The sequence below is a fragment of the Pseudomonas grandcourensis genome (assembly GCF_039909015.1).
Lineage (GTDB): Bacteria > Pseudomonadota > Gammaproteobacteria > Pseudomonadales > Pseudomonadaceae > Aquipseudomonas > Aquipseudomonas grandcourensis.
Map to the genome: position 1 here is coordinate 203,159 of NZ_CP150919.1, position 25,874 is coordinate 229,032.

Genomic DNA, 25,874 nt, shown 5'->3' on the forward strand with positions numbered 1-25,874 from the left:
CGGGGGGCTTCGCGGAAGTGGGATACGGCTTAATGTTTTACTCGCTTGAGCCCAACTAGATAACTATCAGAACTGATAGTGGTTCGGGTCGCGCACCTGGGCCGGTACAGTCAAAGCATCATTCGGAGGATGTTTGCTAGCATTGCATCTGACTCAACCAAGATCAGCCACGAGTGCTCACCATGCAACTCCCAGACATGAACCTGTTGGTCGCCCTCGATGCCTTGCTCGACGAGGGCAGTGTGGTGGGCGCGGCGCGGCGGATGAACCTGAGCCCGGCGGCCATGAGCCGGACGTTGACGCGCATCCGCGAAGCCATTGGCGATCCGATCCTGGTGCGCGCCGGCCGTGGCCTGGTGCCGACCCCCAAGGCACTGGAATTGCGCGAACAGGTGCGCAGTGTGGTGGAGCAGGCCGGGTTGTTGTTTCGTTCGGCCGATGCGGTGGAACTGAGCTCGCTGCGGCGGCGGTTCAGTATTCGGGCCAACGACTTCTTTGTCGGCGTCTACGGCGGCAAGCTGTTCGACACCCTCGACCGGCAGGCGCCGCACTGCGAATTGCGTTTCGTCCCTGAAGGCGATGGCGATGATGAGGCATTGCGCGAAGGGCGGATCGATCTCAGCATCAGCAACACACGGCCGTTGACCCCGGAAGTGAAGATTCAGAACCTGTTTTCCACCCACTTCGTCGGCCTGGTGCGCGAGGATCATCCGCTGCTGGACGATGAGATCACGGCGGAGCGCTATGCGGGTTATTCCCATATCAGCATGTCCCGGCGTGGCATAGCCCGGGGTCCGATCGACACCGCGCTCAATGCCCTGGGGCTGGAGCGGCGGGTGGCGGTGATCGCGCCAAGCTTTCATGCGGCGATGTTTGCCTTGCCCGATTCCGACCTGATACTGCCGGTGCCCAAGGAAGCCTTGCTGAGTGTGCGACGGCTTGGACTGAAGCTGCGCTCGTTCGATTTGCCGATCCCGTTGCCGACCCTGATGCTGACCCAGGCCTGGCACCCGCGTTTCGACAAGGATCCGGCCCACCGCTGGCTGCGTGAGACGCTGAAATCCTGCTGCGATGAAACGTGGCTGGCTGCGCAACCTGAAAGTCACCGCTGACCCCCTGTGGGAGCGAGCTTGCTCGCGAAGGCGTTGGGTCAGTCAGTATCAATGTTGAATGATAAGCCGCATTCGCGAGCAGGCTCGCTCACACAGAGGCTCTTCATCATTGCGTCAAACACACTTATAACCTGCCAATAAGTTGATTTTCGTCAGGCATCACGCTTCCTAGAATGCTTCGGTCTTTTCACGCCGGAGCTTGCAGTACATGACTTCCCTTACGGCCCCGGCACCCGTCGCCGCGACCGGCCCGACAGCTTCACCACAGGTATTCGGCCCTCGAATCATCATCGGCCTGGTGGGCGTATTGCTGGCAGTGCTGGTGTCGGGCCTGAACGAGATGGTGACCAAGGTCGCGCTCGCCGACATCCGTGGTGCGTTGGCCATCGGCTACGACGAAGGCACCTGGCTGGTTGCCTGTTACACCGCGACGTCGGTGGCGGCCATGGCGTTCGCGCCCTGGTGTGCGGTGACGTTCTCGTTGCGGCGTTTCACCCTGTGGGCCATCAGCCTGTTCACCCTGCTGGGTGTGTTGTGCCCCTTCGCCCCGAATTACGAAAGCCTGCTGTTGCTGCGCACCTTGCAAGGCCTGGCGGGAGGTGCATTGCCACCCATGCTGATGACCGTGGCCCTGCGATTTCTGCCCGCCAACGTGAAGTTGTATGGCCTGGCCGGTTATGCCCTGACGGCGACGTTCGGCCCGGGCCTGGGCACGCCGTTGGCCGGGTTGTGGACCGAGTATGTCGGCTGGCAATGGACCTTCTGGCAAATCATCGCGCCGTGCCTGATTGCAATGGTCGCAGTGGCGTATGGCTTGCCCCGGGACCCGTTGCGTCTGGAACGCTTCAAGTCCTTCAACTGGCGCGGTGTGCTGCTGGGTTTTCCCGCCATCTGCATGCTGGTGATCGGCATTCTGCAGGGCAATCGCCTGGACTGGTTCGAGTCGAACCTGATCTGCGGATTGCTCGGTGGCGGGCTGTTGTTGCTGGTGTTGTTCTTGACCGGCGAGTGGTCGCAGCCGATTCCGTTTTTCAAGATGCAGATGCTCGGTATCCGCAACCTGTCTTTCGCCCTTCTGACCTTGGCGGGCGTGTTGGTGGTGTTGCAGGCGGTGATCATTATTCCGTCCGGCTACCTGGCGCAGGTCCAGGGTTATCGCCCGGTGCAGACCGCGCCGATCATGCTGCTGGCGGCGCTGCCGCAATTGATTGCGCTGCCGTTGGTGGCGGCGCTGTGCAACTTTCGCTGGGTCGATTGCCGCTGGGTGTTGGGCATCGGCCTGAGCATGCTGGCGCTGTCGTGCGTCGGCGGCTCGCAACTGACGTCCGCGTGGATTCGTGATGATTTCTATGTACTGCAATGGCTGCAGATTTTCGGTCAGCCCATGGCTGTGTTGCCGCTGCTGATGCTGTCCACCGGCAGCATCAACCCGATGGAAGGGCCCTTCGCATCGGCCTGGTTCAACACCGTCAAAGGCCTCTCGGCGGTCATCGCTACCGGGGTGATCGAGGCGTTGACCACGGCCCGTTTGCATTTTCACTCGACCATGCTAGTCGATCGCCTCGGTAACTCGCCGCTGGCCGAGCACGACAGCGCAGGCCTCGCTCATCGACTGCATGAGCAAGCGGTGGTGCTCACTTCCTCTGATCTTTACCTGTGCATGGCCGGTATCGCCGTGACCTTGATCCTGCTGATTTTCTGGCTGCCGACGCGGATCTTTCCGCCGCGCGCACCGACCTGAATGCTCCACTGATACAGAAGGTTTTCATGAACACTCAAGCAAAGCAGAAAGTCGCGGTTGCCGTGGCCGCCGCGTTGGCCGTCGGCGTGTTGCTGTACCTGGCGATGCCCGGCCTGTTCGGCAAGCGTACCCAGCAGAACACCAACGATGCTTATGTCTCGGCGGATTTCACTCTGGTCGTGCCGCGGGTTGCCGGGTTTATCAAGCAAGTGCTGGTGGAGGACAACCAGCAGGTCAAGGCCGGGCAGTTGCTGGCACTGATCGATGACCGGGATCTGCGCGCAGCCGCCGATGCCGCCGATGCCGAAACGCTGGTGGCCAGGGCACAACTGCAAAACGCCCGGGCGACCCTCGAGCGCCAGGTGTCGGTGATTGCCCAGGCGCAATCCTCGGTGGTTTCGGCCAAGGCGGAAACGGCCTTTGCCGAGCATGAGTTGAACCGCTACAACCACCTCGCCGGGGTGGGCGCCGGCACGGTGCAAAATGCGCAACAGGCGCAAACGCGCATCGACCAGGCTTCGGCACGATTGGCCAACGCCACGGCGGTACTGGCGGCGGAGCGCAAGCAGGTGGAGATCCTCACGGCCCAGCGTGATGCAGCCGAAGGTGGTCTGAAACGGGCGCAGGCGAAGCTGGAAATGGCCAGCTACGAGTTGTCCTATACGCGGATCGTCGCGCCACAGGACGGCATGGTCGGCGAACGCGCAGTGCGGGTCGGCGCCTACGTTACCCCGGGCAGCAAAATCCTCGCGGTGGTGCCGCTGGCGCAGGCTTACGTGATGGCCAACTTCCAGGAAACCCAACTGACGGATGTGCAGCCGGGACAGGCTGTGCAAGTGCGCGTCGACAGCCTGGGCGGTGCGGCATTGAACGGTCGTGTCGAAAGCATTGCACCGGCCACCGGGGTGACATTCGCTGCAGTCAAACCGGACAACGCCACTGGCAACTTCACCAAGGTGGTGCAGCGGATACCGGTGAAGATTGTGCTGGAGCCGGGACAGGCGCTGGCCGAGCGCTTGCGGGTGGGGATGTCGGTGGAGGCGAGTATTGATACTGGCAGTGTCGCTGCGAATGAGGTGACTCAGCGATGAGTCTTTTCGACAGAGGCATGTACCTGTGGCGAGGGGGCTTGCCCCCGTTCGAGTGCGTAGCGCTCGCCAAAGCCAGGGCCGCTTCGCGACCCAACGGGGGCAAGCCCCCTCGCCACAAGAGACTCGTTCAGTCAGTGGTTTTGGCGTTGAACTTACTGGCAGTCAGCGCCTGCACCGTCGGGCCAGACTTCAAAAAGCCCGAAGCCACCGAAATCACCGAATGGGCAAAGCCAGCCAAATCCGCCGCCAGCCAAGCCATCACCGAAACGATGACCGAGCGCTGGTGGGAGGTGTTCCGCGATCCGACACTATCGGCCCTGAGCCAACGCGCCCTGACCGACAACCTCGACCTGAAGCTGGCCAGCAGCCGTTTGCAGCAAAGTCGTGCGGTGCGTCAGGTCATCACCGCCGAGCGTTACCCCAACACGGCTGCCAGCGGTCGTTACGGACGCAACCGCAACAGCGGTGAAGGCCTGAACGATCCGTCAGGACACAACGGCCAGTCCGCATTCAACCTGTGGGATGCCGGCTTTTCCGCCTCCTGGGAATTGGATTTCTGGGGCCGCGTTCGGCGTGAAACCGAAGCAGCCGACGCCAACCTGGAAGTCGCCGAGAACGACCGACGCGGTGTGCTGCTGTCGGTGCTGGCGGAAACCGCCCAGGACTACATTCAACTGCGCGGTGTGCAGAACACCCGGCTCGTCACCGAGCAGAATCTCGACGTCGCCCGCCATAGCCTGAAACTTTCGCAACTGCGCCTGGCCGACGGCGTCGCGACGGACCTGGATGTCGCCGAAGCCGCCGCACAAGTGGCGGCCATCGAATCACGCCTGCCCGCCCTGGAGCAGCGCCAGTGGCAACTGATCAACGACTTGAGCCTGTTGATGGGCGAACCGCCCCAGGCATTGGCGGCGGAGTTATCCACAGACGCACCGGTGCCACAAACGCCGCGCCAGGTCGCCATTGGCTTGCCCTCACAACTGGCTGAACGTCGACCGGACATTCGTCAGGCCGAAGCACGGCTGCATGCCGCCACTGCCAGCATCGGCGTGGCCAAGGGCGATTTCTATCCGCGAATCACCCTGTCGGGGAACATCGGTTCCCAGGCCATGCAACTGAGCGATTTCGGCTCCTGGGGTTCGCGTTCGTTCGGGATCGGCCCGCAATTCACTTTGCCGTTGTTCGATGGCGGCCGCTTGCGTGGCGTACTCGAGTTGCGTGAAGCGCAACAACAGGAAGCCGCTATCGCCTATCAGCAAACCGTGCTGCGTGCCTGGCATGAAATCGATGACCAGCTGACCGCCTACAACGCCAGCCAGTTGCGCCGCGACAGCCTGGCCGAAGCCGTACGCCAGAACCGCATTGCGCTGGACACCGCGCAACAGCAGTACGTCGAGGGCGTGGTGGATTTCGTCACCGTACTCACCGTGCAAGGAGCGTTGCTGGCGACGCAGGAGCAGTGGGTCGAGAGCTCGACCGGCGTGTCGCTGGCGGCCGTCGGGTTGTACAAGGCGTTGGGTGGGGGTTGGGAGTCGGTGTACCCGTTGGCCGAGACGGCGCAGCGTTAATACACAGGCAATGATGGCCATCTGCTTGACGCTAGTCACCGCTGCCGTAGACTCGGTTGATCCGAAAGGGAGTACGGTCATGCGGATTTTCTGTGTGTTGGGGTTGGGATCGGCCCTCGTCGCGAGCGTTGTCCAGGCGCAAACGCCTGGGGTAGACGATCCGCTTGCGCAAATGGATGCAGGCGCCAGTGCTGCGACCAGCGCCGAGGCCCGCGGTGTATTGCGGGCCCGGGATCAGGCCGTACTGGCCAGCGAAGTGCCCGGGCGGATTGTCGAATTGCCGTTCAGCGAGGGGGAATCGTTCAAGAAGGGCGATACCCTGGCGCGTTTCGATTGCTCGGCCTATCAAGCGCAGCTCAATGCCGCTCAAGCGGCCAGCCGTGGCGCAGGTGAAGAACTGGCGCACAATCGGCAACTGGCCGCGCTGAATTCGGTCGGGCGTTTCGAAGTGGCACGTGCCGAGGCCAAGGTCAGCGAAACCCAGGCGCAGTCCCAGGTGTATCAAGTGCAGGTCAAGCGTTGCAGCGTGCTGGCGCCGTTCGATGGCCAGGTCGTCGAGCGCAAGGTACAGCGCTATGAAAGCGTACCTGCCGGTGCACCCTTGCTGGACGTGGTCGATAATCGCACCCTGGAAATCCATCTGCTGGTGCCCTCGCGCTGGATGGCCCGACTCAAGCCTGGCCAGACCTTCAGTTTTGTCCCCGATGAAACCGGCAAGCCGTTGGACGCGACAGTCAAACGCCTGGGCGCGCGAATCGATGAGGGCAGCCAGACCCTGCTGCTGGTGGCCAGCGTGCCTGACGCCAGCGGACTGCTGGCGGGCATGAGCGGCACGGCGCATTTCGCGGAGTTCAAGTGAACGCGCCGGTGAGCGGCGGTGCCGAGCAGGTATTCGCACGCTTTCTCGACCTTGAGCGCCAGACCCGCGCGGCCCAAACGCCCGCTCAATTGGCCTACAGCCTGGTCAATGATGGTCAGGCACTGTTTGGCTTTCGCCATGCGGCTCTGTTGATCGCCGGGAAGGTGCAGGCCGTGACCGGTGTCAGTACGGTGGAGCCGAATTCACCCTTTGTAGCGTTCGTCGAGCAGGCGGTGGCGCAGTTGTTCATGCGCGAACAGTTGCAGCAGGCGCGGGTCGTTGCCGCCGATGTCCTCAGCGAATCGCTGCAGGATGAATGGCAAAGCCTGTCGGCTGCGCAGGTGTTCTGGCTGCCGCTGATCGATCGCCAGGGCGAGGTGTTTGGCGGGTTGTGGCTGGCCCGGGACGTTGCGTGGAACCCTGCCGAACAAGTACTGCTGGCGCAACTGGGCGATACCTACAGCCACGCCTGGCAGGCGTTGCAACCGCGCAAGCCATGGCGTCTGCGCTGGACCCGCAAACGCCAGGCGTTGCTGGTCGGGTTGCTTTTGCTTGGGCTGTTGATCCCGGTGCGCCAGTCCGTACTGGCACCGGCCGAAGTGGTGCCGCTGGGCGGTCGGGTCGTGGCCGCGCCGCTGGACGGTGTGATAGCCGAGTTCCTGGTCAAACCCAACCAGACGGTGAAGGCCGGCGATCTGCTGCTGCGCTTCGAAAGCACCACGCTCAAGGCCCAGGCCGATGTCGCTGATCGCGCCCTCGGGGTTGCCGAGGCGGAGCTCAAGGCCAACTCCCAGCGTTCGTTCGCCGATGCCGAGTCCAGCTCGAAACTGGATTTGCTGGCCGCCCGGGCTGAACAGAAACGCGCCGAGCGAGATTACGCCCGTGAACTGCTCAAACGCAGCGAAGTGCGCGCCGAGCGCGATGGTATTGCGGTGTTTGCCGATGCTGAACGCTGGACCGGCAAGCCAGTGCAGACTGGTGAACGACTGATGGAAATCGCCGATCCGACCCAGGCGCAATTGCGTATCGAACTGGCCGTGGGGGACGCGATATCCCTGGAGCCCGGCGCTGAAGTCGCCCTGTTCCTCGACAGTGACCCGCTGCAACGGCATCTGGCCAGGCTCGAACGTTCGGCTTATGAAGCGCAACCCACGGCAGGCGGGCAATTGGCCTATCGGCTGGATGCGAATTTCGACACGGCCCCCCCGCGCATCGGTTTGCGCGGCACTGCAAAAATCTACGGTGACCGGGCGCCGCTGGCGTTGTACCTGCTGCGTCGACCGTTGGCCGGTTTGCGTCAGAGCGTGGGCTTGTAAGTGAGCCTGCCTGGCCTGCGTGCCGACCTGCAATTGTCCCCGGCAGCGCCGGCACTGGACGGTGCGCCCAGCTGGACGCTGGCCGACCCGGTGCGAGGGCGTTACTTCAAGCTTGGTACGACGGCCATGCGTTTGTTGCGCCACTGGTCGCTGGGTGAGCCTGAGCAGGTCCTGCACGCAGCCAATCGTGAGCCGGGACTGGCGCTGGACGCTACGGACCTGGAGCAGTTGCTGGTTTTTTTGCGCAGTCACGACCTGATTACCGCTCTCGATCCCCAGCAGCGCGCCAGTTACAGCCTTAAAGCAGATGCCCAGCGCCGCAGCTGGTGGCAAGTATTGCTGCATCAGTACCTGTTTTTTCGTATTCCGCTGTGGCGCCCCGAGCGTTTTCTCAATCGTGCCTGGCCTTGGCTGGAGCGCTTTGGTCCACGAGCGCTGCGCTACGGATTACCCGCTGTGCTGGGGTTGGGGGTGTTTCTGGTGTCGCGGGACTGGCAGCGATTTATCGCGACGTTTCCGCATTTGTTCAGCCTTGGCGGTGCATTGGCATTTGCCGTGGCCCTGTTCTTCGCCAAGCTCTGCCACGAGTTCGGTCATGCGTTCATGGCCAAGCGCGCCGGGTGCCGGGTACAAAGCATGGGCGTGGCGTTCATGGTGCTGCTTCCGATGTTCTATACCGATGTCAGCGATGCCTGGCGGGTCAATGATCGCAAGGCCCGGTTGCTGATTGGTGCTGGTGGCGTGCTGGCGGAGTTGCTGTTGGCATGCATTGCCCTGCTGGCGTGGTCGTTGCTGCCAGACGGTCCCGCCCGCACCGCGGCGTTCATGCTCGCCAGTGCCACGTGGATCACGACGTTGGTGGTCAATCTCAACCCGTTCATGCGCTTTGACGGTTATTTTTTGCTCAGCGATTTCTGGCAGGTCGATAACCTGCAAGGTCGGGCATTTGCCCTGTGCCGCTGGCGCCTGCGCGAGTTTTTGTTCGGCTACGGCGCAGCGGCGCCGGAGCCTTGGTCGCCGACAATGCAACGGCGTTTGCTGATCTGGGGGTATGGCTCGTGGTTATGGCGCGCGGCATTGTTTTTCGGGATCGCTCTGGCGGTCTATCACCTGTTCTTCAAAGTGTTGGGGATTTTCCTGATGCTGGTGGAACTGGTCTGGTTCATCTTTCTGCCCATCATGAGTGAGTGGCGCCAGTGGTGGAGCCGCCGCGAGCAGGCGCATGGACCGCGGGTGCTGCTCAGCGGCCTGGCGTTGCTCGGGCTGTTGTTGGTGCTCATCCTGCCGTGGCGCAGTGCCGTCGAGGTGCCGGCCATGCTGGAGGCGGGCCGGGTCAGCACCTTGCATGCACCGGTGGCGGCACGGATCAAAGCGGTGAAGGTGCATGACGGGCAGTCACTGGCGCAGGGCGATGTCCTGATCGAACTGGAGTCTCCGGATCTCGATTCGCGCCAGGCCATTGCGCGCCGGGAAATCGAGATTCAGCAGTTGCAAATGCGCCGACAGGCCAGCCGCAGCGAAACGGCTTCCGATGCCGCCATCGTCGAGCAGCGCCTGGCCGAAGCGGTCGCCGAATACCGTGGGCTGGCGGCTCAGCGCGAGCGATTGCTATTGCGTGCCCCCCATGCCGGCACCGTGCGTGACCTGCTGCCGCAATGGACGGTGGGGCGCTGGCTGTCGACCCGGGAGCCGCTGGCCCGGGTGGTCGAGGACGGCGCGCGCTTGCGCGGCTATCTGGCCGAGGCAGAGCTCTGGCGCGTGGCACCGGGTGCCACCGGACGGTTTATCGCCGATGATCCAATGCATCCGGCGATTGCGGTGCAACTGAGCGAAATCGACACCAACGGTGTGGCGTTTGTCGATCAGGAGGCGCTGACTTCTGATCACCACGGACCGATTGCCGTGCGTCGCGATCAGCATCAACGGGCCGAGCCGGTACAGGCGCAGTACGGTGCGCGGTTGACCACCCTTGATCAGGCCTCGACGCCTGTGCAGCCATTACGCGGCGTGGCGGTGTTGCAAGGCCGTGGCGAATCGGTGCTGGGCGTTGCCTGGCGACGCATGGCGGCGCTGGGCGTCAGGGAAAGCGGTTTTTAGACCGGTCGGCCCTTGTCGCCGCAGGTCGTTGCGTCAGCGGGCCAGCATCGACGATGCTCGGGCTGAAGGTCTAAAGTGGATCGCGAGTAACCTGTCACTGAGCGTTGTAAGGGGAGGCAATGGAGGCGCACAGAGAAACGCCGATGGGCGACACGCAGGGGTCGCGCGCAAACCCTGGTTTCGCCAGGGGCGCGCAACCGATGATTCGCTGGGCGCGGGAGCATTGGCTGGTGCCGATTCTGGTATTGGCGGCGCTGGTGCGCTTCTACGATCTGACGGCGGCTGCGATCTGGGGTGATGAGGGTTCCAGCCTGTTGTTGGCGCGTTATTCATTGCCGGAAATCTGGCTTCATTCGGCCTATGACGTGCATCCACCGCTGTATTTCATGCTGCTCCACAGTTGGATGGCGGTCTTTGGCGACGGCATTTTTTCGATCCGCTGCCTCAGCGCCCTGCCAGGCATCGCCTCGGTCGGGCTCGGCGTGTGGCTGGTGGATCGACTGGCCACCCGCCGCGCCGCAATAATCGCCGGCGTCCTGTTGGCGCTGCTGCCCACGGCGGTTCGCTACAGCCAGGAAGTACGCATGTATTCGCTGTTGGGGCTGTGGTTGCTCGGGGCGACGATTGCCCTGGTGTACTGGATTCGCAAACCGCAGTGCCGACGCTATCTGGTGATCTACGTCTTGCTCATGAGCGCGGCGTTCTACACCCATTACTTCACTGCGCTATGCGTGCTTTGTCATTGGTTGTACCTGGGCATCATCCGCGTACAGCCGGGGTATCGCCTGCGGCACATCCAGCGCGGCGACTGGTGGCTGGCGAACCTGGCCATTGTCGTGCTGTACCTGCCGTGGTTGCCGGGGCTGGTCGATCTGTTGCAGCACATTGATCAACTCAAGGCCAATGGTGATGTCGGCTGGGAAACGCCGGTCACCTTCGGGTCCCTGCCGTCCATGGCGTGGTCATTGTTGATCCAGGACGATGGCGAAAACCTGCCGCTGCTGGTGTTTGCCACCTTGCCGCTGGCATTGCCGATATTGGCAGGGGTGGCACTGGCGCGGGATCGAAGTGTGTTCCGGGGCAGTGCGTTGCTGGCGGTCTATACCTTTGTTCCGATGCTGCTGGTGTTCGCGGTGTCGTTCATTTCGCCGATGTTCATCGAACGCTATCTCACCGCCTATGCCCTGGGCCTGCCCATGCTGGCGGCGTTGGCAATCGATCGCCTGTACAACGGCACCCGCGTGTTGGCGCTGACGGTGCTGGTGCTGTTTGCCGGTGTCGAACTGGTGGGCCTGAACAACAACGCCACGGTAGACATCCATGACCAGGTCAATGTCATGGTCGATGACGTCAACCAGCACTTCCAGCCCGGTGATCAAATCGTCACCAGTGACATGCTCTGGTACTTGAGCTACGTCTATTACAACCGCACCGAAGCCAAGCCGCTGCTGTACACCCCGCTACATGCCGACGGAACCTCGAGTCGTCCGAATGACTATGGTTTCGGCACCCTGACGACCCTGGATGAGTACCTCGACAGCCTCGGCGATTTGCCCAAGGGCACCAGGCGAATCTGGTTGATCAGCACCGCCGACGTGCCGGATGAGTTTGCTCCTGTGCCGGCTCAATGGCGGCTGGGACGTCAGGTGAAGGCCGGTGGCGTTGTCGCCAGGTTGTATTTGTCCGCAATGGCCGGGAAATAGGCAGCGGTGAAGCTTAAACGTTTCATCTGCACATTGGCTGTTAAAAAGCCGATTTCCCGTGGGTTTGACTTCGAATTGATATCAAAACACCACTAGTCGAGGCTTCATCGATCGACTACGCTTTGTCCTACAAAGGACTATCAAAAACGGTGAAGGGATTTGCACCATTTTCATTTCATTTCCGGCTTGCCGCGCTCGGGCTCGACCCTGCTTTCTGCAATCCTGTTGCAGAACCCGCGTTTCCATGCCGGAATGACCAGCCCCGTCGGTTCCCTGTTTTCCGGTGTTCTGGATCAGTGCGGCGCTGGCAGCGAGTTCGGCGCGGTGATCGACACCGACATGCGCCGCCGCCTGTTGCGCGGTCTGTTTGACTCCTTCTACGCCGACAAGGCCGACAAATCGGTGGTGTTCGACACCAATCGCCTTTGGAGCGCCCGGCTGCCGGCCATCAACGACCTGTTTCCCAAGGCCAAGGTGATTGCCTGTGTGCGCAACGTCGCCTGGATCATGGACAGCATCGAGCGGCTTTACCGCGCCAATCCCTATGAAAACACCAAGCTCTTCGGCGATGCCGTCGAGCGCAACACCGTCTACAGCCGTTGCGAAACCCTGGCCCAGCGCAATCGCCTGGTGGGTTTTGCCTGGGCGGCGCTCAAGGAAGCCTATTACGGCGAATATGCCGACTCCTTGCTGATCATCGACTATGACTTGCTGACCCAGGCTCCGGAGCGGGTGCTGCGGCTGGTCTACGACTTTGTCGACGAACCCTGGTTCGAGCACGACTTCGAGCATCTGGCGTACGACGCCCCGGAATTCGATCAAGCCCTCGGGGTGGCCGGCTTGCACAAGGTCAGACCCAAGATTGCCGTACAGGCCCGGCGCACCATCCTGCCACCGGATCTGTTCAAGCAATACTCAGATTTGTCCTTTTGGCTCGATGGCTCTGCCAGCGCCGCCAATGTCATTCGTATGAAGTCCGACGCCGCGACCATTTGATCGCGGCGTTTTTCATTGATGCCTTACGTATATTCGTTCGAATTCGGGTGAGCAGCATGTGGTGGACCATTTTTGACGGGGCAAAGGCAAAGTCACGGGCAACCGAAGGCCAACGGACGCCAGCGGCGCCCATGATCATGTCTCTTGAACCGCGCATGCTGTTCGACGGCGCCGTCGCCGCCACGGTGGCCGATACCGCGGCCCAGGCCGACAGCCATTCCACAGCCGATGCCGCCAAGGCACCGACCGCCGATCACCCGACGGTCAGCAAGGACACCCACGGCCAGGCCGATGCTACACCGGCGGCCAGCCCCGTTGCGGTGCCCGGGCAGAGCGTGGTGTTCGTCGACTCCCGGGTGAAAGATTCCGACAGCCTGCTCCAGGGCGTAGCTCCCGGGACCCAGGTCGTGAAGCTGGACGCGGGCAAGGATGGATTGCAACAGATCGCCGACTACCTCGATCAGCATCAGGGCATCAGCTCGGTGCAGATCATCGCCCACGGCAACGCCGGCGACCTGTGGCTTGGCGACAGCTATCTGTCGGCCGACAACGTCGCCGCCCGCAGTGCGGTGCTGGCGGAAATCGGCAAGGACATCAACGCTGGCGGCGACATCCTGATCTATGGCTGCTACACCGCCGAAGGTGAGCGTGGCTTGAGCTTTGTCGATTCGCTGGCGCAAATGACCGGTCGCGATGTAGCGGCTTCGAGCAACCGCACCGGTGTGGGCGGCGACTGGGATCTGGAAATCGTCACCGGCAACATCGAGAGCGCCAACGTCCTCTCGACCACGGCCATGAGCGACTACCAGTGGGGCCTGGCCACCTGGAACGCCACCAACAACGCCAACACGGGCGTCGGCTCACTGCGTGCGGCAATTGCCTCGGCGCAGAACGGCGATATCGTCACCTTCAGCTCCAGCATGACGGTGCAGTTGACCTCCGAACTGCTGATCAACAAGAACATCACCGTCGATGGCGACCTGAACAACGACGGCGTGGCAGACGTGGTTCTCGATGGTCAGTACAAGACCAGAGTGATTGAAATAGCGTCCGGTAAAACCGTGATACTCGATGGTCTGGTGATTACGCGAGGCCTGGTGTCGGGTACCGGCGGTAATGGTGGCTACGGTTCCTCGGGCGCGATGGCCGGGGGGATTTTCAACGCAGGGATTCTGACCCTGAACAACGTTGCCGTGACCTCCAACGCGGCGGCCGGTGGCGGCGGTGGTGGCGGTGTCACGGGCGCCTTTTACGGCGGTGGCGGTGGCGGTGGCGGCGGTTTGGGCGGCCAGGGCGGTGGGCATGGCGGTACGGCAGGGCCGGGTACCGGAACGTTGGGCGGCGGTGCGGGGGGCGGTGGCGTCGGTGGTTACGGCGGCGGTTATGACGCGACCCACATGGGCGGTCGCGGCGGCACTACCACTGGCGGAGCCGGGGGGATTGGCGTTGCCTACTACAGCAACGGCGGTAACGGTGCGACGGCCTCCAATGGCACGATTTCCATTGGCGGTGGCGGCGGCGGGGCCGGTTGGGACAAGGTGGGTGGCGCCGGCGGCAACGCGGTGGGCGGGATCTACAACGCCAGCAGCGGCACCATGACCATCGTCGGCACGTCGACCATTAGCAACAACATTGGCGCCGGTGGCGGTGGCGGCGGCGGCGGTGGCTACGGCAGCAATGCCACCAATGGCGGCGCGGGCGGCAAGGGCGTCGGTGCGATCTGGAACAAAGGCACGCTGCTGATCACGGCAGCCAACTTCGCAGCCCTGTCCGGTAATGCCGCAGGCAGTGGTTCAGGTGGCGCTGCGCTAGGTGGGGGAACAACCGGCACCTCGCCAACCTCCGTCGCGACAATCTATAACGACGGAGGTGTACTCAACACCGCGTATTCGCCGCCACCTACCGCGACCATTGTAGTTGCTGATACGACTCTGAGCATCGGCGAAACGTCCCTGGTGACGATCACCTTCTCCGAGGTCGTGACTGGTCTCACCAATGCCGACCTGACGATTGCCAACGGCACGCTCAGTGCAGTGAGCAGCAGCAATGGCGGCCTCACCTGGACGGCAACGTTTACGCCCTCCGCCAGTATTTCCGATACCACCAACGTCATCACTCTGGACAACACCGGGGTGATAAACGGTCTGGGCACCGCCGGTGTTGGCACCACCAACTCCAATAACTACACGGTCGACACCGTACGCCCGACGGCCAGCATCGTGTTTGCCGACACGGCCCTCAAAGTCGGCGAAACCTCGCTGGTGACCATCACCTTCAGCGAGGCGGTCACCGGTCTCACCAACGCGGACCTGACGATTGCCAACGGTACGCTCACTACGGTAAGCAGCAGCGATGGCGGCATCACCTGGACGGGGACCTTCACTCCGACCGCCAGCATCACTGACGCGACCAACCTGATCACCCTGGACAACACCGGGGTCAGTGACCTGGCGGGCAACGCCGGCAGCGGCACCACCGATTCCGGCAACTACGCCATCGATACCGTACGGCCGACCGCGACCATTGTGGTGACGGACACCAGCCTGAGCATTGGCGAAACCTCGCTGGTGACCATTACGTTCTCCGAGGCGGTGAGCGGTTTCACCAACGCCGACCTGACGATTGCCAACGGTACGCTCACTGCGGTGAGCAGCGGCGATGGCGGCATCACCTGGACCGCGACCTTCACGCCAAGCGCGAACATCAACGACGCCAGCAACGTCATCACCCTGGCCAATGCCGGCGTGGCAGATCTGTCGGGTAATGCCGGCACCGGCACCACCAATTCGAACAACTATGTGGTCGATACGCTACGTCCGACCGCCACCATCGTGGTGACGGACACGGCGCTGAGAATCGGCGAAACCTCCCTGGTGACGATCACCTTCAGTGAAGCGGTCAGCGGATTCACCAACGCCGACCTGACCATTGCCAATGGCACCTTGAGCGCGGTGAGCAGCAGTGACGGCGGCATCACCTGGACGGCAACCTTCACGCCAACCGCCAGCATCACTGATACGACTAACCTGATCACCCTGGACAACACCGGGGTCAGCGACCTGTCCGGCAATGCCGGCAGCGGCACCACTGACTCCAACAACTACGCCATCGACACCGTGCGGGCAACGGCCACCATCGTGGTGACGGACACGGCGCTGAAAATCGGCGATACCTCGCTGGTGACGATCACCTTCAGTGAAGCGGTCAGCGGTTTCACCAACACCGACCTGACGATTGCCAACGGCACGTTGACCGCGGTCAGCAGCAGTGACGGCGGCATCACCTGGACGGCAACCTTCACGCCTTCGGCGAGCATCACCGACACCACCAACCTGATCACCCTGGACAACACCGGGGTCAGCGACCTGTCGGGCAACGCCGGCAGCGGCACCACCGACTCCAACAACTATGCCATCGACACGGCCCGCCCGACCGCCACGATCGTGCTGGCCGATACGACGCTGACAGCGGGCGAAACCTCGCTGGTGACGATCACCTTCAGTGAAGCGGTGAGCGGTTTCACCAACGCCGACCTGACGATTGCCAACGGCACGTTGAGCGCGATCAGCAGCAGCGACGGCGGGATTACCTGGACCGCGACCTTCACGCCAAGCGCGAACATCAACGACGCCAGCAACGTCATCACCCTGGCCAATGCCGGCGTGGCAGATCTGGCGGGTAATGCCGGCAGCGGCACCACCAGTTCCAACAATTACGTCATCGACACCACCCTCCCGACCGCCACCATCGTGCTGGCCGATAACGCTCTGAAAATCGGCGAAACCTCACTGGTGACCATCACCTTCGATCAGGCCGTGACCGGTTTCACCAACGCCGACCTGACCATTGCCAATGGTACCTTGAGCGCGGTGAGCAGCAGTGACGGCGGCATTACCTGGACCGCAACCTTCACCCCGACTGCCAGCATCACTGATGCGACCAACCTGATCACCCTGGACAACACCGGCGTGCAGGCTACCGCCACCGGTAACGTGGGTAACGGCACTACCGACTCCAACAACTATTCGATCGACACCGTCCGCCCGACCGCCACCATCGTGCTGGCCGATACGGCGCTGAGAATCGGCGAAACCTCGCTGGTGACGGTCACCTTCAGTGAAGCGGTCAGCGGTTTCACCAACGCCGACCTGACCATTGCCAATGGCACGTTGACCGCAGTCAGCAGCAGCGACGGCGGCATCACCTGGACGGCAACCTTCACGCCTTCGGCGAGCATCACCGACACCACCAACCTGATCACCCTGGACAACACCGGGGTCAGCGACCTGTCGGGCAACGCCGGCAGCGGCACCACCGACTCCAACAACTATGCCATCGACACGGTCCGTCCGACCGCCACGATCGTGCTGGCCGATCCGACACTGAGCGCAGGTGAAACCTCGCTGGTGACCATTACCTTCTCCGAGGCGGTCAGCGGATTCAGCAACGCCGACCTGAGCATCGCCAACGGCACGCTGAGCGCGGTGAGCAGCAGCGACGGCGGCATCACCTGGATCGCGACATTCACGCCAACTGATGGCGTGAATGACGCCAGCAACGTCATCACCCTTGCCAACACCGGTGTGACAGATCTGACGGGAAACACCGGCAGCGGCACCACCAATTCCGCAAACTACACGATCGACACCGTGCAGCCGACGGCCACTATCGTGATCGCTGATCCTGCACTGAAAATCGGCGAAACGTCGTTGGTGACCATCACCTTCAGCGAAGCGGTCACCGGATTCAGCAATGCCGACCTGAGCATCGCCAACGGCACCCTCAGCGCGGTGAGCAGCAGCGACGGTGGCATCACCTGGACGGCGACTTTCACACCGACCGCGAGCATCACCGACGACACCAACCTGATCGTCCTGGATAACAGCGGCGTGCAGAACGCCTCGGGCAACGTCGGCAGCGGCACCACCGATTCCAACAACTACGCCATCGATACTGTGCGCCCAACGGCATCCATCGTGGTCGCGGACGCGGCGCTGGCGGTAGGTCAAACATCGGTGGTGACCATCACCTTCAGCGAAGCAGTGACGGGTTTCACACTGGCTGATCTGACCGTGGACAACGGCACGCTCAGCGGGCTGACCACGTCGGACAACATTACCTACACGGCGACATTTACCCCAACGGTGGGCATCACCGACACCACCAACCTGATCACCCTGGACAACAGCGGTGTGGTCGACGTGGCGGGCAACGCCGGCAGCGGCACCACGGATTCGAACAACTACGCCGTCGACAGCCAACGCCCGACCGCGACCATTGTGCTGTCCGACCCGACGCTGAGTGCCGGCGAAACCTCGCTGGTAACCATCACCTTCTCCGAAGCAGTGAGTGGTTTCAGCAACGCTGACCTGTCCGTTCCCAACGGCACGCTGAGTGCGGTGAGCAGCAGCGACGGCGGCATCACCTGGACGGGGACGTTCACGCCGACCGTCGCGATCAACGACACGACTAACCTGATCACTCTGGACAACACCGGCGTCGCGGACCTGGCAGGCAACGCCGGCACCGGCACGACCAATTCCGCCAACTTCACCATCGACACCGTGTTGCCGACCGCTACCATCGTGGTCGCCGATACCGCCCTGAGCGTCGGCGAAACCACGGTGGTGACCATCACCTTTTCTGAGGCCGTGAGCGGTTTCAGCAACGCCGACCTGAGCATCGCCAACGGCACCTTGAGTGCGGTGAGCAGCGGCGATGGCGGCATCACCTGGACGGCAACCTTCACGCCGACCACCAACATCGCTGACAGCTCCAACCTGATCACTCTGGACAACAGCGGCGTGCAGAACGCCTCGGGTAACGCGGGCAGCGGCACCACCGATTCCAACAACTACGCCATCGACACCGTACGCCCGACGGCGACCATCGTCGTGGCCGACGACAGGCTGGCCATCGGTGAAACTTCGCTGGTGACGATCACGTTCAATGAAGCGGTAACGGGGCTCACTACCGCCGACCTGAGCGTGGACAACGGCACGTTGAGTAGCTTGAGCAGCAGCGACGGCGGTATCACCTGGACAGCGACCTTCACGCCGAGCGCCAACATCACTGACACGACGAATCTGGTGACCCTGGACAACACCGGGGTTGTTGACCAGGCGGGCAACACCGGCAGCGGTACCACGGATTCGAACAACTATTTGATCGACAGCCAGCGTCCGACCGCGACCATTGTGCTGTCCGACCCGACGCTGAGTGCCGGTGAAACCTCGCTGGTAACCATCACTTTTTCCGAGACGGTGAGCGGTTTCGACAACGCAGACCTGTCCGTTCCCAACGGCACGTTGAGTGCGGTGAGCAGCAGTGACGGCGGCATCACCTGGACGGCGACGTTCACGCCGAACGTGGCGGTCAACGACACGACCAACCTGATCATCCTGGACAACAGCACAGTCGCGGATCTTGCGGGCAACGCCGGCAGCGGCACGACCAATTCCGCCAACTTCACCATCGATACCGTGTTGCCGACCGCCACCATCGTGGTCGCCGACAATGCCCTGAACGTCGGCGAGTCCTCGCTGGTGACCATCACCTTCAGCGAAGCGGTGAGCGGTTTCAGCAACGCCGACCTGACCATCCCCAACGGCACCCTGAGCGCGGTGAGCAGCAGCGATGGCGGCGTCACCTGGACGGCAACCTTCACGCCGACCGCCAACATCACCGACGCCACCAACCTGATCACCCTGGACAACAGTGGCGTCGCGAACAGCTCCGGCAACAGTGGCACCGGCACCACCGATTCGAACAACTTCGCCATCGACACCCAGCGCCCGACCGCCACCATCGTGGTCGCCGACAATGCCCTGAGCGTCGGCGAAACCTCGCTGGTGACCATCACCTTCTCCGAGGCGGTGAGCGGTTTCAGCAATGCCGACCTGACCATCGACAATGGCACCCTGAGTGCGGTGAGCAGCAGCGACGGCGGCGTTACCTGGACGGCCACCCTGACACCATTGCCGGGTGTCACCGACATCAGCAACCTCATCCGGCTCGATAACAGCGGTGTGCAGGATGCGGCGGGCAACGCCGGCAGTGGTGTCACGGATTCGAACAACTTCGCGATCGACAGCCAGCGCCCGACCGCGACCATTGTCATGGCCGACACCGACCTGCGTCCTGGCGAAACGACCCTGGTGACCATCACCTTCAGCGAAGCGGTCAGCGGTCTGGACAGTTCTGATCTGAGCGTCGCCAACGGCACCCTGAGCGGGTTGAGCAGCAGCGACGGTGGCGTTACCTGGACCGCGACTTTCACGCCGACCGACAGCATCACCGACACCACCAACCTCATCACACTGGACAACGCCGGTGTCACCGACGCGGCAGGTAACGGCGGGAGCGGGGTGACCCACTCGGCGAATTACCTGGTGCAAACCAGCGTGCCGACCGCCAGCATCGTGATCGCCGACACGGCGCTCAAGGCCGGCGAAACTTCTCTGGTGACCATCACCTTCAGTGAGGCAGTCAGCGGTTTCAGCAACGCCGACCTGACCATCGTCAACGGTACATTGAGCAACGTCAGCAGCAGCGACGGCGGCATCACCTGGACGGCGGCCTTTACGCCGGCCTCGAACGTTACCGACGCCAGCAACCTGATCACGCTCGACAACACTGGCGTGGCCAATACGTCGGGTAACGCGGGATCTGGCACTACCGACTCGAACAGTTTTGCCATCGACACCGCACTGCCAACAGCGACCATCGTGGTTGCCGACGCGGCGCTGAGTACCGGCGAAACCTCATTGGTGACCATTACCTTCAGCGAAGCGGTGAGCGGTTTCGACAACAGTGACTTGGCCATCGCCAATGGCACCCTGAGCAATGTCAGTTCCAGCGACGGCGGGATCACCTGGACCGCCACCCTTACCCCGACAGCCGATATCACCGACACCAGCAACACCATCACGCTGAACACAGCGGGTGTGCAGGATGTGGCCGGGAATGCCGGCAGCGGTACGGTCAACTCCAATTCCTACGCCATTGATACCCAAAGCCCGACCGCCACTATCGTGGTCGCAGACGGATCGCTGGTGGCTGGTGAATCGTCGTTGGTGACCATCACGTTCTCCGAGGCTGTGAGCGGTTTCACCAACGCGGACCTGTCCATCCCCAACGGCACATTGAGTGCCGTGAGCAGTAGCGACGGAGGCGTGACCTGGACCGCAACCTTCACGCCAACCGCCAACGTGAAGGACACGACCAACCTGATCAGTTTGAGCAACGCCGGGGTGTTCGACCTGGCGGGCAATGCCGGAACCGGCATCAGCAGTTCGGCTAACTTCACCATCGATACAGTGCTGCCGACGGCCACCATCGTGGTTGCCGACACGCAACTCGGCATCGGCGAAACCACCACCGTGACCATCACCTTTAGCGAAGCGGTGAGCGGTTTCGATGTGTCGGACATCAGCGTTGCCAACGGCGTGCTGTCGAACCTGAGCAGCAGCGATGGCGGCGTGACCTGGACCGCGACCCTGACGCCCACCGCCAATATCAACGACGCAACCAACCTGATCGTGCTCGACACCGGTCGCGTGCAGGACGTTGCCGGCAACTTCGGCGCAAGCATCGCCATCTCCAACAACTTCGCGCTCGATGCGACCCGGCCGACGGTGAACATCGTGGTTGCCAACCCGAACCTCGGTATCGGCCAGACCACCACGGTGACCTTCACCTTCAGCGAGGCCGTCAGCAACTTCGATCTGTCTGACTTGAGCGTGACCAACGGCGACCTGAGCAATCTCGCCAGCAGCGATGGCGGCAAGACCTGGACCGCGACGTTCACGCCGACGGCCAATGTCACCGACCCAAGCAACTTCATCGCCCTGGACACCCGTAACGTCACAGATCTGGTGGGCAACACTGGCAACACGGTGGCGGTGTCAAACAATTACACCCTCGACAGCGAACTGCCGACTGCCACCGTGGTGGTTGCCAATCCGAACCTGGGCGTGGGCCAGACCTCGCAGGTGACCATCACCTTCAGCGAAGCGGTCAGCGGTTTTGATTTGTCCGACATCAGTATTGCCAACGGCATCTTGTCCGACCTGCGCAGCAGCGACGGCGGCAAGACCTGGACCGCGATGCTGACACCGACCGCCAACGTCAATATCGCCAGCAACGCGATCAGCATCAACCGCGCAGGTATCAGCGACATGGCCGGCAACAGTGGCAGCGGCGTGAGCCAGTCCGACAATTTTGTCATCAATACGGTGCCGACTTCCTCGGTTGTCGTTGTAACGGTAGACCCCGAGTTCCAAAGCAGCACCCCGGTGACGCTGCCCGATGTGCCCAACGTGCCGCTGCAACCGGCCATTTTCACGGCTCCGACGGGCAACCTCACTTCACCATTGACCTTCCAGCCGTTATTCGAACAACGGGTGATTGGCAACGGTATCCGGCCGTTGGGCGATATTTTCATGAACCACGGCGCATTGACCCCGAGTTTCATCGCGCAGGTTTTCAGCAGCAATGACAGCGGTGGCGATGGTTCGGGGAATGGTTTCCTCGGTTTCGGTGGCGGTGACGGCGGTGTGTTCAGCACCAGCACGTTGTCGAGCCTGTTCAACCAGGACAGCAGTAGCGAGCGCGATTCGTTGAACTCCTTCGGCAGTCAGTCGATCAAGTCCGGCGATGTTTCCCAGGGCCTGCGCGGGGTGTTTGGCGCACCGACCCTGGGCCAGCAATTGCAACAACTCAAGGACAACGAGCAGCAGCAGGTCGACCACCTGGCCGCCGCTTTGAAACTGGCCGGCATCAGCGAAATGCAGGCCTGATGAGAACTTTCACTTTTGATGCGGCACCCAGGGGCGATGCAAGGATGAATAGAAATCATAAGTTGTTCGGCGCCAGTCTGCTGGCACTGGCAATCAGCGGATGTGCAGTCACCAGTGAGCCGATCGAACGCAGTGTCAGTGAGCAGCGGGCCAAAAGTGACCTGCAAAGCATGTACAAGGGGCAGGAGCCCCTTGGCGGCCCGTTGACCCTGCACCAGGCCATGGCCCGTGCGGTGAAGTACAACCTCGAAGGCCGGTTGAAAATCATGGAGGAGGCCCTGGCCAAGCGTCAGCTCGACCTCGCCAGTTTCGACATGCTGCCGCGCATGGCGCTGGACGCCGGGTACGTGGGTCGCAACAACGTCAACGCCTCCAGCAGCCAGAGTGTGCGCACCGGCACACAGTCCCTGGAACCTTCGACCTCCCAGGACCGCGACCGTGATGTAGCGGACCTGACCATGGTCTGGAACGTGCTCGACTTTGGTGTCAGTTACATCAGCGCCAAGCAGCAGGGCGACCAGCGCCTGATCGTTCAGGAGCGTCGGCGCAAGGTGATCAACACCATCGTCCAGGACGTGCGCTCGGCGTATTGGCGGGCGATGGCCGCCGAACGCCTGCTGACGCAGATCGACAGCCTGATGGCGCGGGTTGAAACCGCGCGCAACGACAGCCAGAGCATGAGCCAGCAACGCATTGGCGATCCGGTGCAGGCCCTCGGTTATCAGCGTTCGTTGATCGAAGCGACACGCCAACTGGAAGAGCAACGCCGTGCGTTGTCTCTGGCGAAGACCGAACTGGCGACCCTGATCAACCTGCCGATGGGCACGGAGCTGACCCTGGCGACCGATAACGGCTATGAGATTCCCGAGCTCAAGGTCGATCTGGCCAGCCTCGAACAAGAAGCCCTGACCAGTCGCCCGGAACTGCGCGAACAGGATTATCAGACCCGCATCAGCGCTGCCGAGACCCGCAAAGCCATGTTGCGTCTGCTGCCGGGCCTGGAGTTTTCCGCTGGCGGACATTACGACAGCAACTCGTTCCTGGTAGAGCAAGGCTGGGCCGATTACGGCGTCAAAGTCACCTGGAACCTGTTCAACGTGATCTCGGCTCCCGCGGCGATCAACGTGGCCAAGGCCGGTGAAGAAGTCGCCGCCGCGCGCCGTCAGGCGATGTCAATTGCGGTGCTGGCGCAGCTGTATGTGGCCAATGCCAATTACCGCGAGGCCTTGCGCCAGTTCAAGACCAATCAGCAGTTATCGGACATCGACGGGCAAATCGTCGGTCAGTTGCGCAACCGCCACCAGGCGGACGGCATCGGTGAACTGGATCTGATCCAGGGCGAACTCAATACCTTGCAGGCCGATCTGCGTCGTGACCTGTCCTACGCCGACTTGCGCAATGCCTACGGGCAAATTTTCGCCAGCGCCGGTCTCGATCCGCTGCCGGATCAGGTGCAATCGACGCAAGTCCAGTCGATCGCCACGGCCCTGGCCAACCGCGAAGCGGCTTGGGCGGCGGGAGATATTAGGGTTCCGGAGGCCCATGCCCCAGCGCGTTGATGTGAAGCCCTCGACCGCCAGCATCCGCCGTGCCCGGCGCGGCGTTGATGCCCTGGGCCGGTTGGCGCTCAGGCTTTCGACGACAAGTCCGCCATGCCCTTGAGCAATTCGATCGGCAGCGGAAAGACGATAGTCGAGCTCTTGTCGCCGGCAATCGAACTCAGGGTCTGCATGTAGCGCAACTGCATGGCCCCCGGTTGGCGGCCAAGCATTTCGGCGGCCTGCATGAGCTTTTCCGAGGCCTGCAACTCACCCTCGGCGTGGATCACCTTGGCTCGCCGTTCCCGTTCGGCTTCGGCCTGTTTGGCGATGGCGCGGATCATCGATTCGTTGAGGTCCACGTGCTTGATTTCGACGTTGGCGACCTTGATGCCCCAGGCGTCGGTCTGGGCGTCGAGTACTTGCTGGATGTCCAGATTCAAGCGTTCGCGTTCGGCCAGCAGTTCGTCCAGTTCGTGTTTACCCAGCACCGCCCGCAGCGTGGTTTGCGCCAATTGGCTGGTCGCGGCCAGGAAATCCTCGACCTGGATGATTGCCTTCTGCGGATCGAGTACGCGGAAATACAGCACCGCATTGACCTTGACCGACACGTTGTCGCGGGTGATCACGTCTTGTGGCGGAACGTCCAGCACCACGGTGCGCAAATCCACCCGGACCATCTGCTGGACCACCGGAATCAGCAGGATCAGACCAGGGCCCTTGACCTGCCAGAAGCGCCCGAGCTGGAACACCACCCCGCGCTCGTATTCGCGCAGGATGCGGAACGTCGCCCCCGCCAGTGCGATGATCAACAATAGCAGCGCGACAAGACCCAATTGCAAACCCATGACTATTCTCCGCCCGGCGCCGCGTCAGCCGCGGCCACTTGCAGCAGCAAACCCTTGCGCCCCACCACCCGCACCTGTTGCCCAGGTTGCAGCGGCGTTGCGCTGAGCACTTGCCATCGTTCTCCTTGCAGATGCACCCAGCCGCCATAGGCGTTGCCGAGCTGTACTGAAGTGACCGGCGTTTCGCTGCCGACCAGCCCGGCATCACCGCTGACAGTGTGGCGCGGTCGGGTCTTCAGGGCATGAAACACCAGGTAGACCAGCAACAGCGCGCTGACCAGTCCCAGGCCTATCATCAACGGCACGGGCACTTCGGTATTGGACAGGATCACGGCACCGATCACGAACATCACGATGCCGCCCAGGCCGATCACGCCGTAATTGGGCAGGGCCGCCTCGGCGATCAGGAACGCGATGCCGAAGGTGATCAGCCAGATCCCGACGGGGTTGGGCACCAGCACCACAACCGTGTCGGCAGCACCGGCCGATCCGCTCAACGCCAACAGCAACAACAACGCAACTGCACAGCAACGCGTGTTCACTTGACCCTCCGGGAGAGTCGTGGAGTGGCTCTGCATACAGTTTAGTTGAGCCTTGGCCTGTATGAATTTTGCTCAATTGTCGTCGGCGGCCGATGGGCGGATTTCCCGCCGGATCGCGCCGGCGGGCCTAGACTTTTACTACGCAAGTAAAGCTTTAACCATCGTCTGCCAGCGATCATGGCGGACACCGAGGTGCATCATGCGTATGGCAAGAACCGTGCAGCGAAGCCTGGAAAAGGCTCAATGCGAATATGACATCGTCAGCCACCCACACTCGGCCAGCAGCCTTGAAACGGCGCGGGTCGCAGGTATTCCTGCCGAACGGGTGGCCAAATCGGTGATCCTCGACGATCACCATGGGCATTACCTGATGGCCGTGCTGCCCGCCAGCCGTCACCTTGACCTGAGCAAAGTCCGCAATAGCGGTGAGTGGCAGGTTTCCCGCGAAAGCAACCTGGCGCACCTGTTCGATGATTGCGAACGCGGTGCCGTACCGGCGCTGGGTGAGTCCTATGGGTTGGAGGTGGTGATCGATCCGCTGCTGACCCGGCAGAAAGACATCTATCTGGAGGCCGGCAACCACGTCAACCTGGTGCGCATGGACATGCCCGAGTTTCTGAAAATGGTGCCGCATGCCGAGGTGCGGGAGTTGAGTCATTAGGT

At 62.3% G+C, this 25,874-nt stretch carries 14 protein-coding genes and 1 pseudogene; 13 read left to right on the plus strand and 2 right to left on the minus strand.

The window, feature by feature from the left end:
* Positions 1–182 precede the first annotated feature (182 nt).
* From AABM52_RS00870 to AABM52_RS00925, 12 genes and pseudogenes are all read left to right on the plus strand, one after another.
* Complete coding sequence (locus tag AABM52_RS00870) at positions 183–1,112, plus strand: LysR family transcriptional regulator (RefSeq protein WP_347909980.1); 930 nt, start codon at positions 183–185, stop codon at positions 1,110–1,112.
* 6 nt (positions 1,113–1,118) lie between these two features.
* Positions 1,119–1,208 (plus strand): annotated as a pseudogene (locus tag AABM52_RS00875) (metal ABC transporter ATP-binding protein); the annotation flags it as partial.
* A gap of 112 nt (positions 1,209–1,320) precedes the next feature.
* Positions 1,321–2,853 carry an MFS transporter gene (locus tag AABM52_RS00880; protein WP_347909981.1) on the plus strand — a complete coding sequence of 511 codons (1,533 nt, stop codon included), beginning with the start codon at positions 1,321–1,323 and terminating at the stop codon, positions 2,851–2,853.
* Between the two features lie 26 nt (positions 2,854–2,879).
* Positions 2,880–3,944, plus strand: a complete 1,065-nt coding sequence (locus tag AABM52_RS00885; RefSeq protein ID WP_347909982.1) for an HlyD family secretion protein — start codon at positions 2,880–2,882, stop codon at positions 3,942–3,944.
* On the plus strand, positions 3,941–5,512 hold the full coding sequence (locus AABM52_RS00890) for an efflux transporter outer membrane subunit (RefSeq protein WP_347909983.1): 1,572 nt from the start codon (positions 3,941–3,943) through the stop codon (positions 5,510–5,512). The genes AABM52_RS00885 and AABM52_RS00890 overlap by 4 nt, the downstream gene beginning before the upstream one ends.
* A 79-nt stretch (positions 5,513–5,591) precedes the next feature.
* Positions 5,592–6,371, plus strand: a complete 780-nt coding sequence (locus tag AABM52_RS00895; protein WP_347909984.1) for an efflux RND transporter periplasmic adaptor subunit — start codon at positions 5,592–5,594, stop codon at positions 6,369–6,371.
* A complete protein-coding gene (locus AABM52_RS00900) occupies positions 6,368–7,687 on the plus strand; it encodes an HlyD family efflux transporter periplasmic adaptor subunit (RefSeq protein ID WP_347909985.1) in 1,320 nt (439 codons plus the stop codon). The genes AABM52_RS00895 and AABM52_RS00900 overlap by 4 nt, the downstream gene beginning before the upstream one ends.
* A complete protein-coding gene (locus AABM52_RS00905; protein ID WP_347909986.1) occupies positions 7,688–9,784 on the plus strand; it encodes a biotin/lipoyl-binding protein in 2,097 nt (698 codons plus the stop codon). It abuts the gene before it with no gap.
* 119 nt (positions 9,785–9,903) lie between these two features.
* Entirely contained in the window at positions 9,904–11,487 is a 1,584-nt protein-coding gene (locus tag AABM52_RS00910; protein ID WP_347909987.1) for a glycosyltransferase family 39 protein, read from the plus strand.
* 159 nt (positions 11,488–11,646) lie between these two features.
* Positions 11,647–12,483 (plus strand): sulfotransferase, encoded by an 837-nt coding sequence (locus tag AABM52_RS00915; protein ID WP_347909988.1) that lies wholly within the window; start codon positions 11,647–11,649, stop codon positions 12,481–12,483.
* A gap of 56 nt (positions 12,484–12,539) precedes the next feature.
* Positions 12,540–22,283 carry an Ig-like domain-containing protein gene (locus AABM52_RS00920; protein ID WP_347909989.1) on the plus strand — a complete coding sequence of 3,248 codons (9,744 nt, stop codon included), beginning with the start codon at positions 12,540–12,542 and terminating at the stop codon, positions 22,281–22,283.
* A gap of 44 nt (positions 22,284–22,327) precedes the next feature.
* A complete protein-coding gene (locus AABM52_RS00925) occupies positions 22,328–23,842 on the plus strand; it encodes a TolC family protein (RefSeq protein ID WP_347909990.1) in 1,515 nt (504 codons plus the stop codon).
* Positions 23,843–23,910: 68 nt separating this feature from the next.
* Here AABM52_RS00925 and AABM52_RS00930 read toward each other — a convergent pair whose 3' ends face one another.
* The gene (locus AABM52_RS00930) at positions 23,911–24,669 is read right to left on the minus strand and encodes a slipin family protein (RefSeq protein WP_347909991.1); all 759 of its coding nucleotides are present in this window, start codon (positions 24,667–24,669) and stop codon (positions 23,911–23,913) included.
* Positions 24,670–24,671: 2 nt separating this feature from the next.
* Complete coding sequence (locus AABM52_RS00935; RefSeq protein ID WP_347909992.1) at positions 24,672–25,211, minus strand: NfeD family protein; 540 nt, start codon at positions 25,209–25,211, stop codon at positions 24,672–24,674.
* Between the two features lie 199 nt (positions 25,212–25,410).
* Between AABM52_RS00935 and AABM52_RS00940 the strand changes: the two genes are divergently transcribed.
* The gene (locus tag AABM52_RS00940) at positions 25,411–25,872 is read left to right on the plus strand and encodes an aminoacyl-tRNA deacylase (protein WP_056726988.1); all 462 of its coding nucleotides are present in this window, start codon (positions 25,411–25,413) and stop codon (positions 25,870–25,872) included.
* Positions 25,873–25,874: the final 2 nt, after the last annotated feature.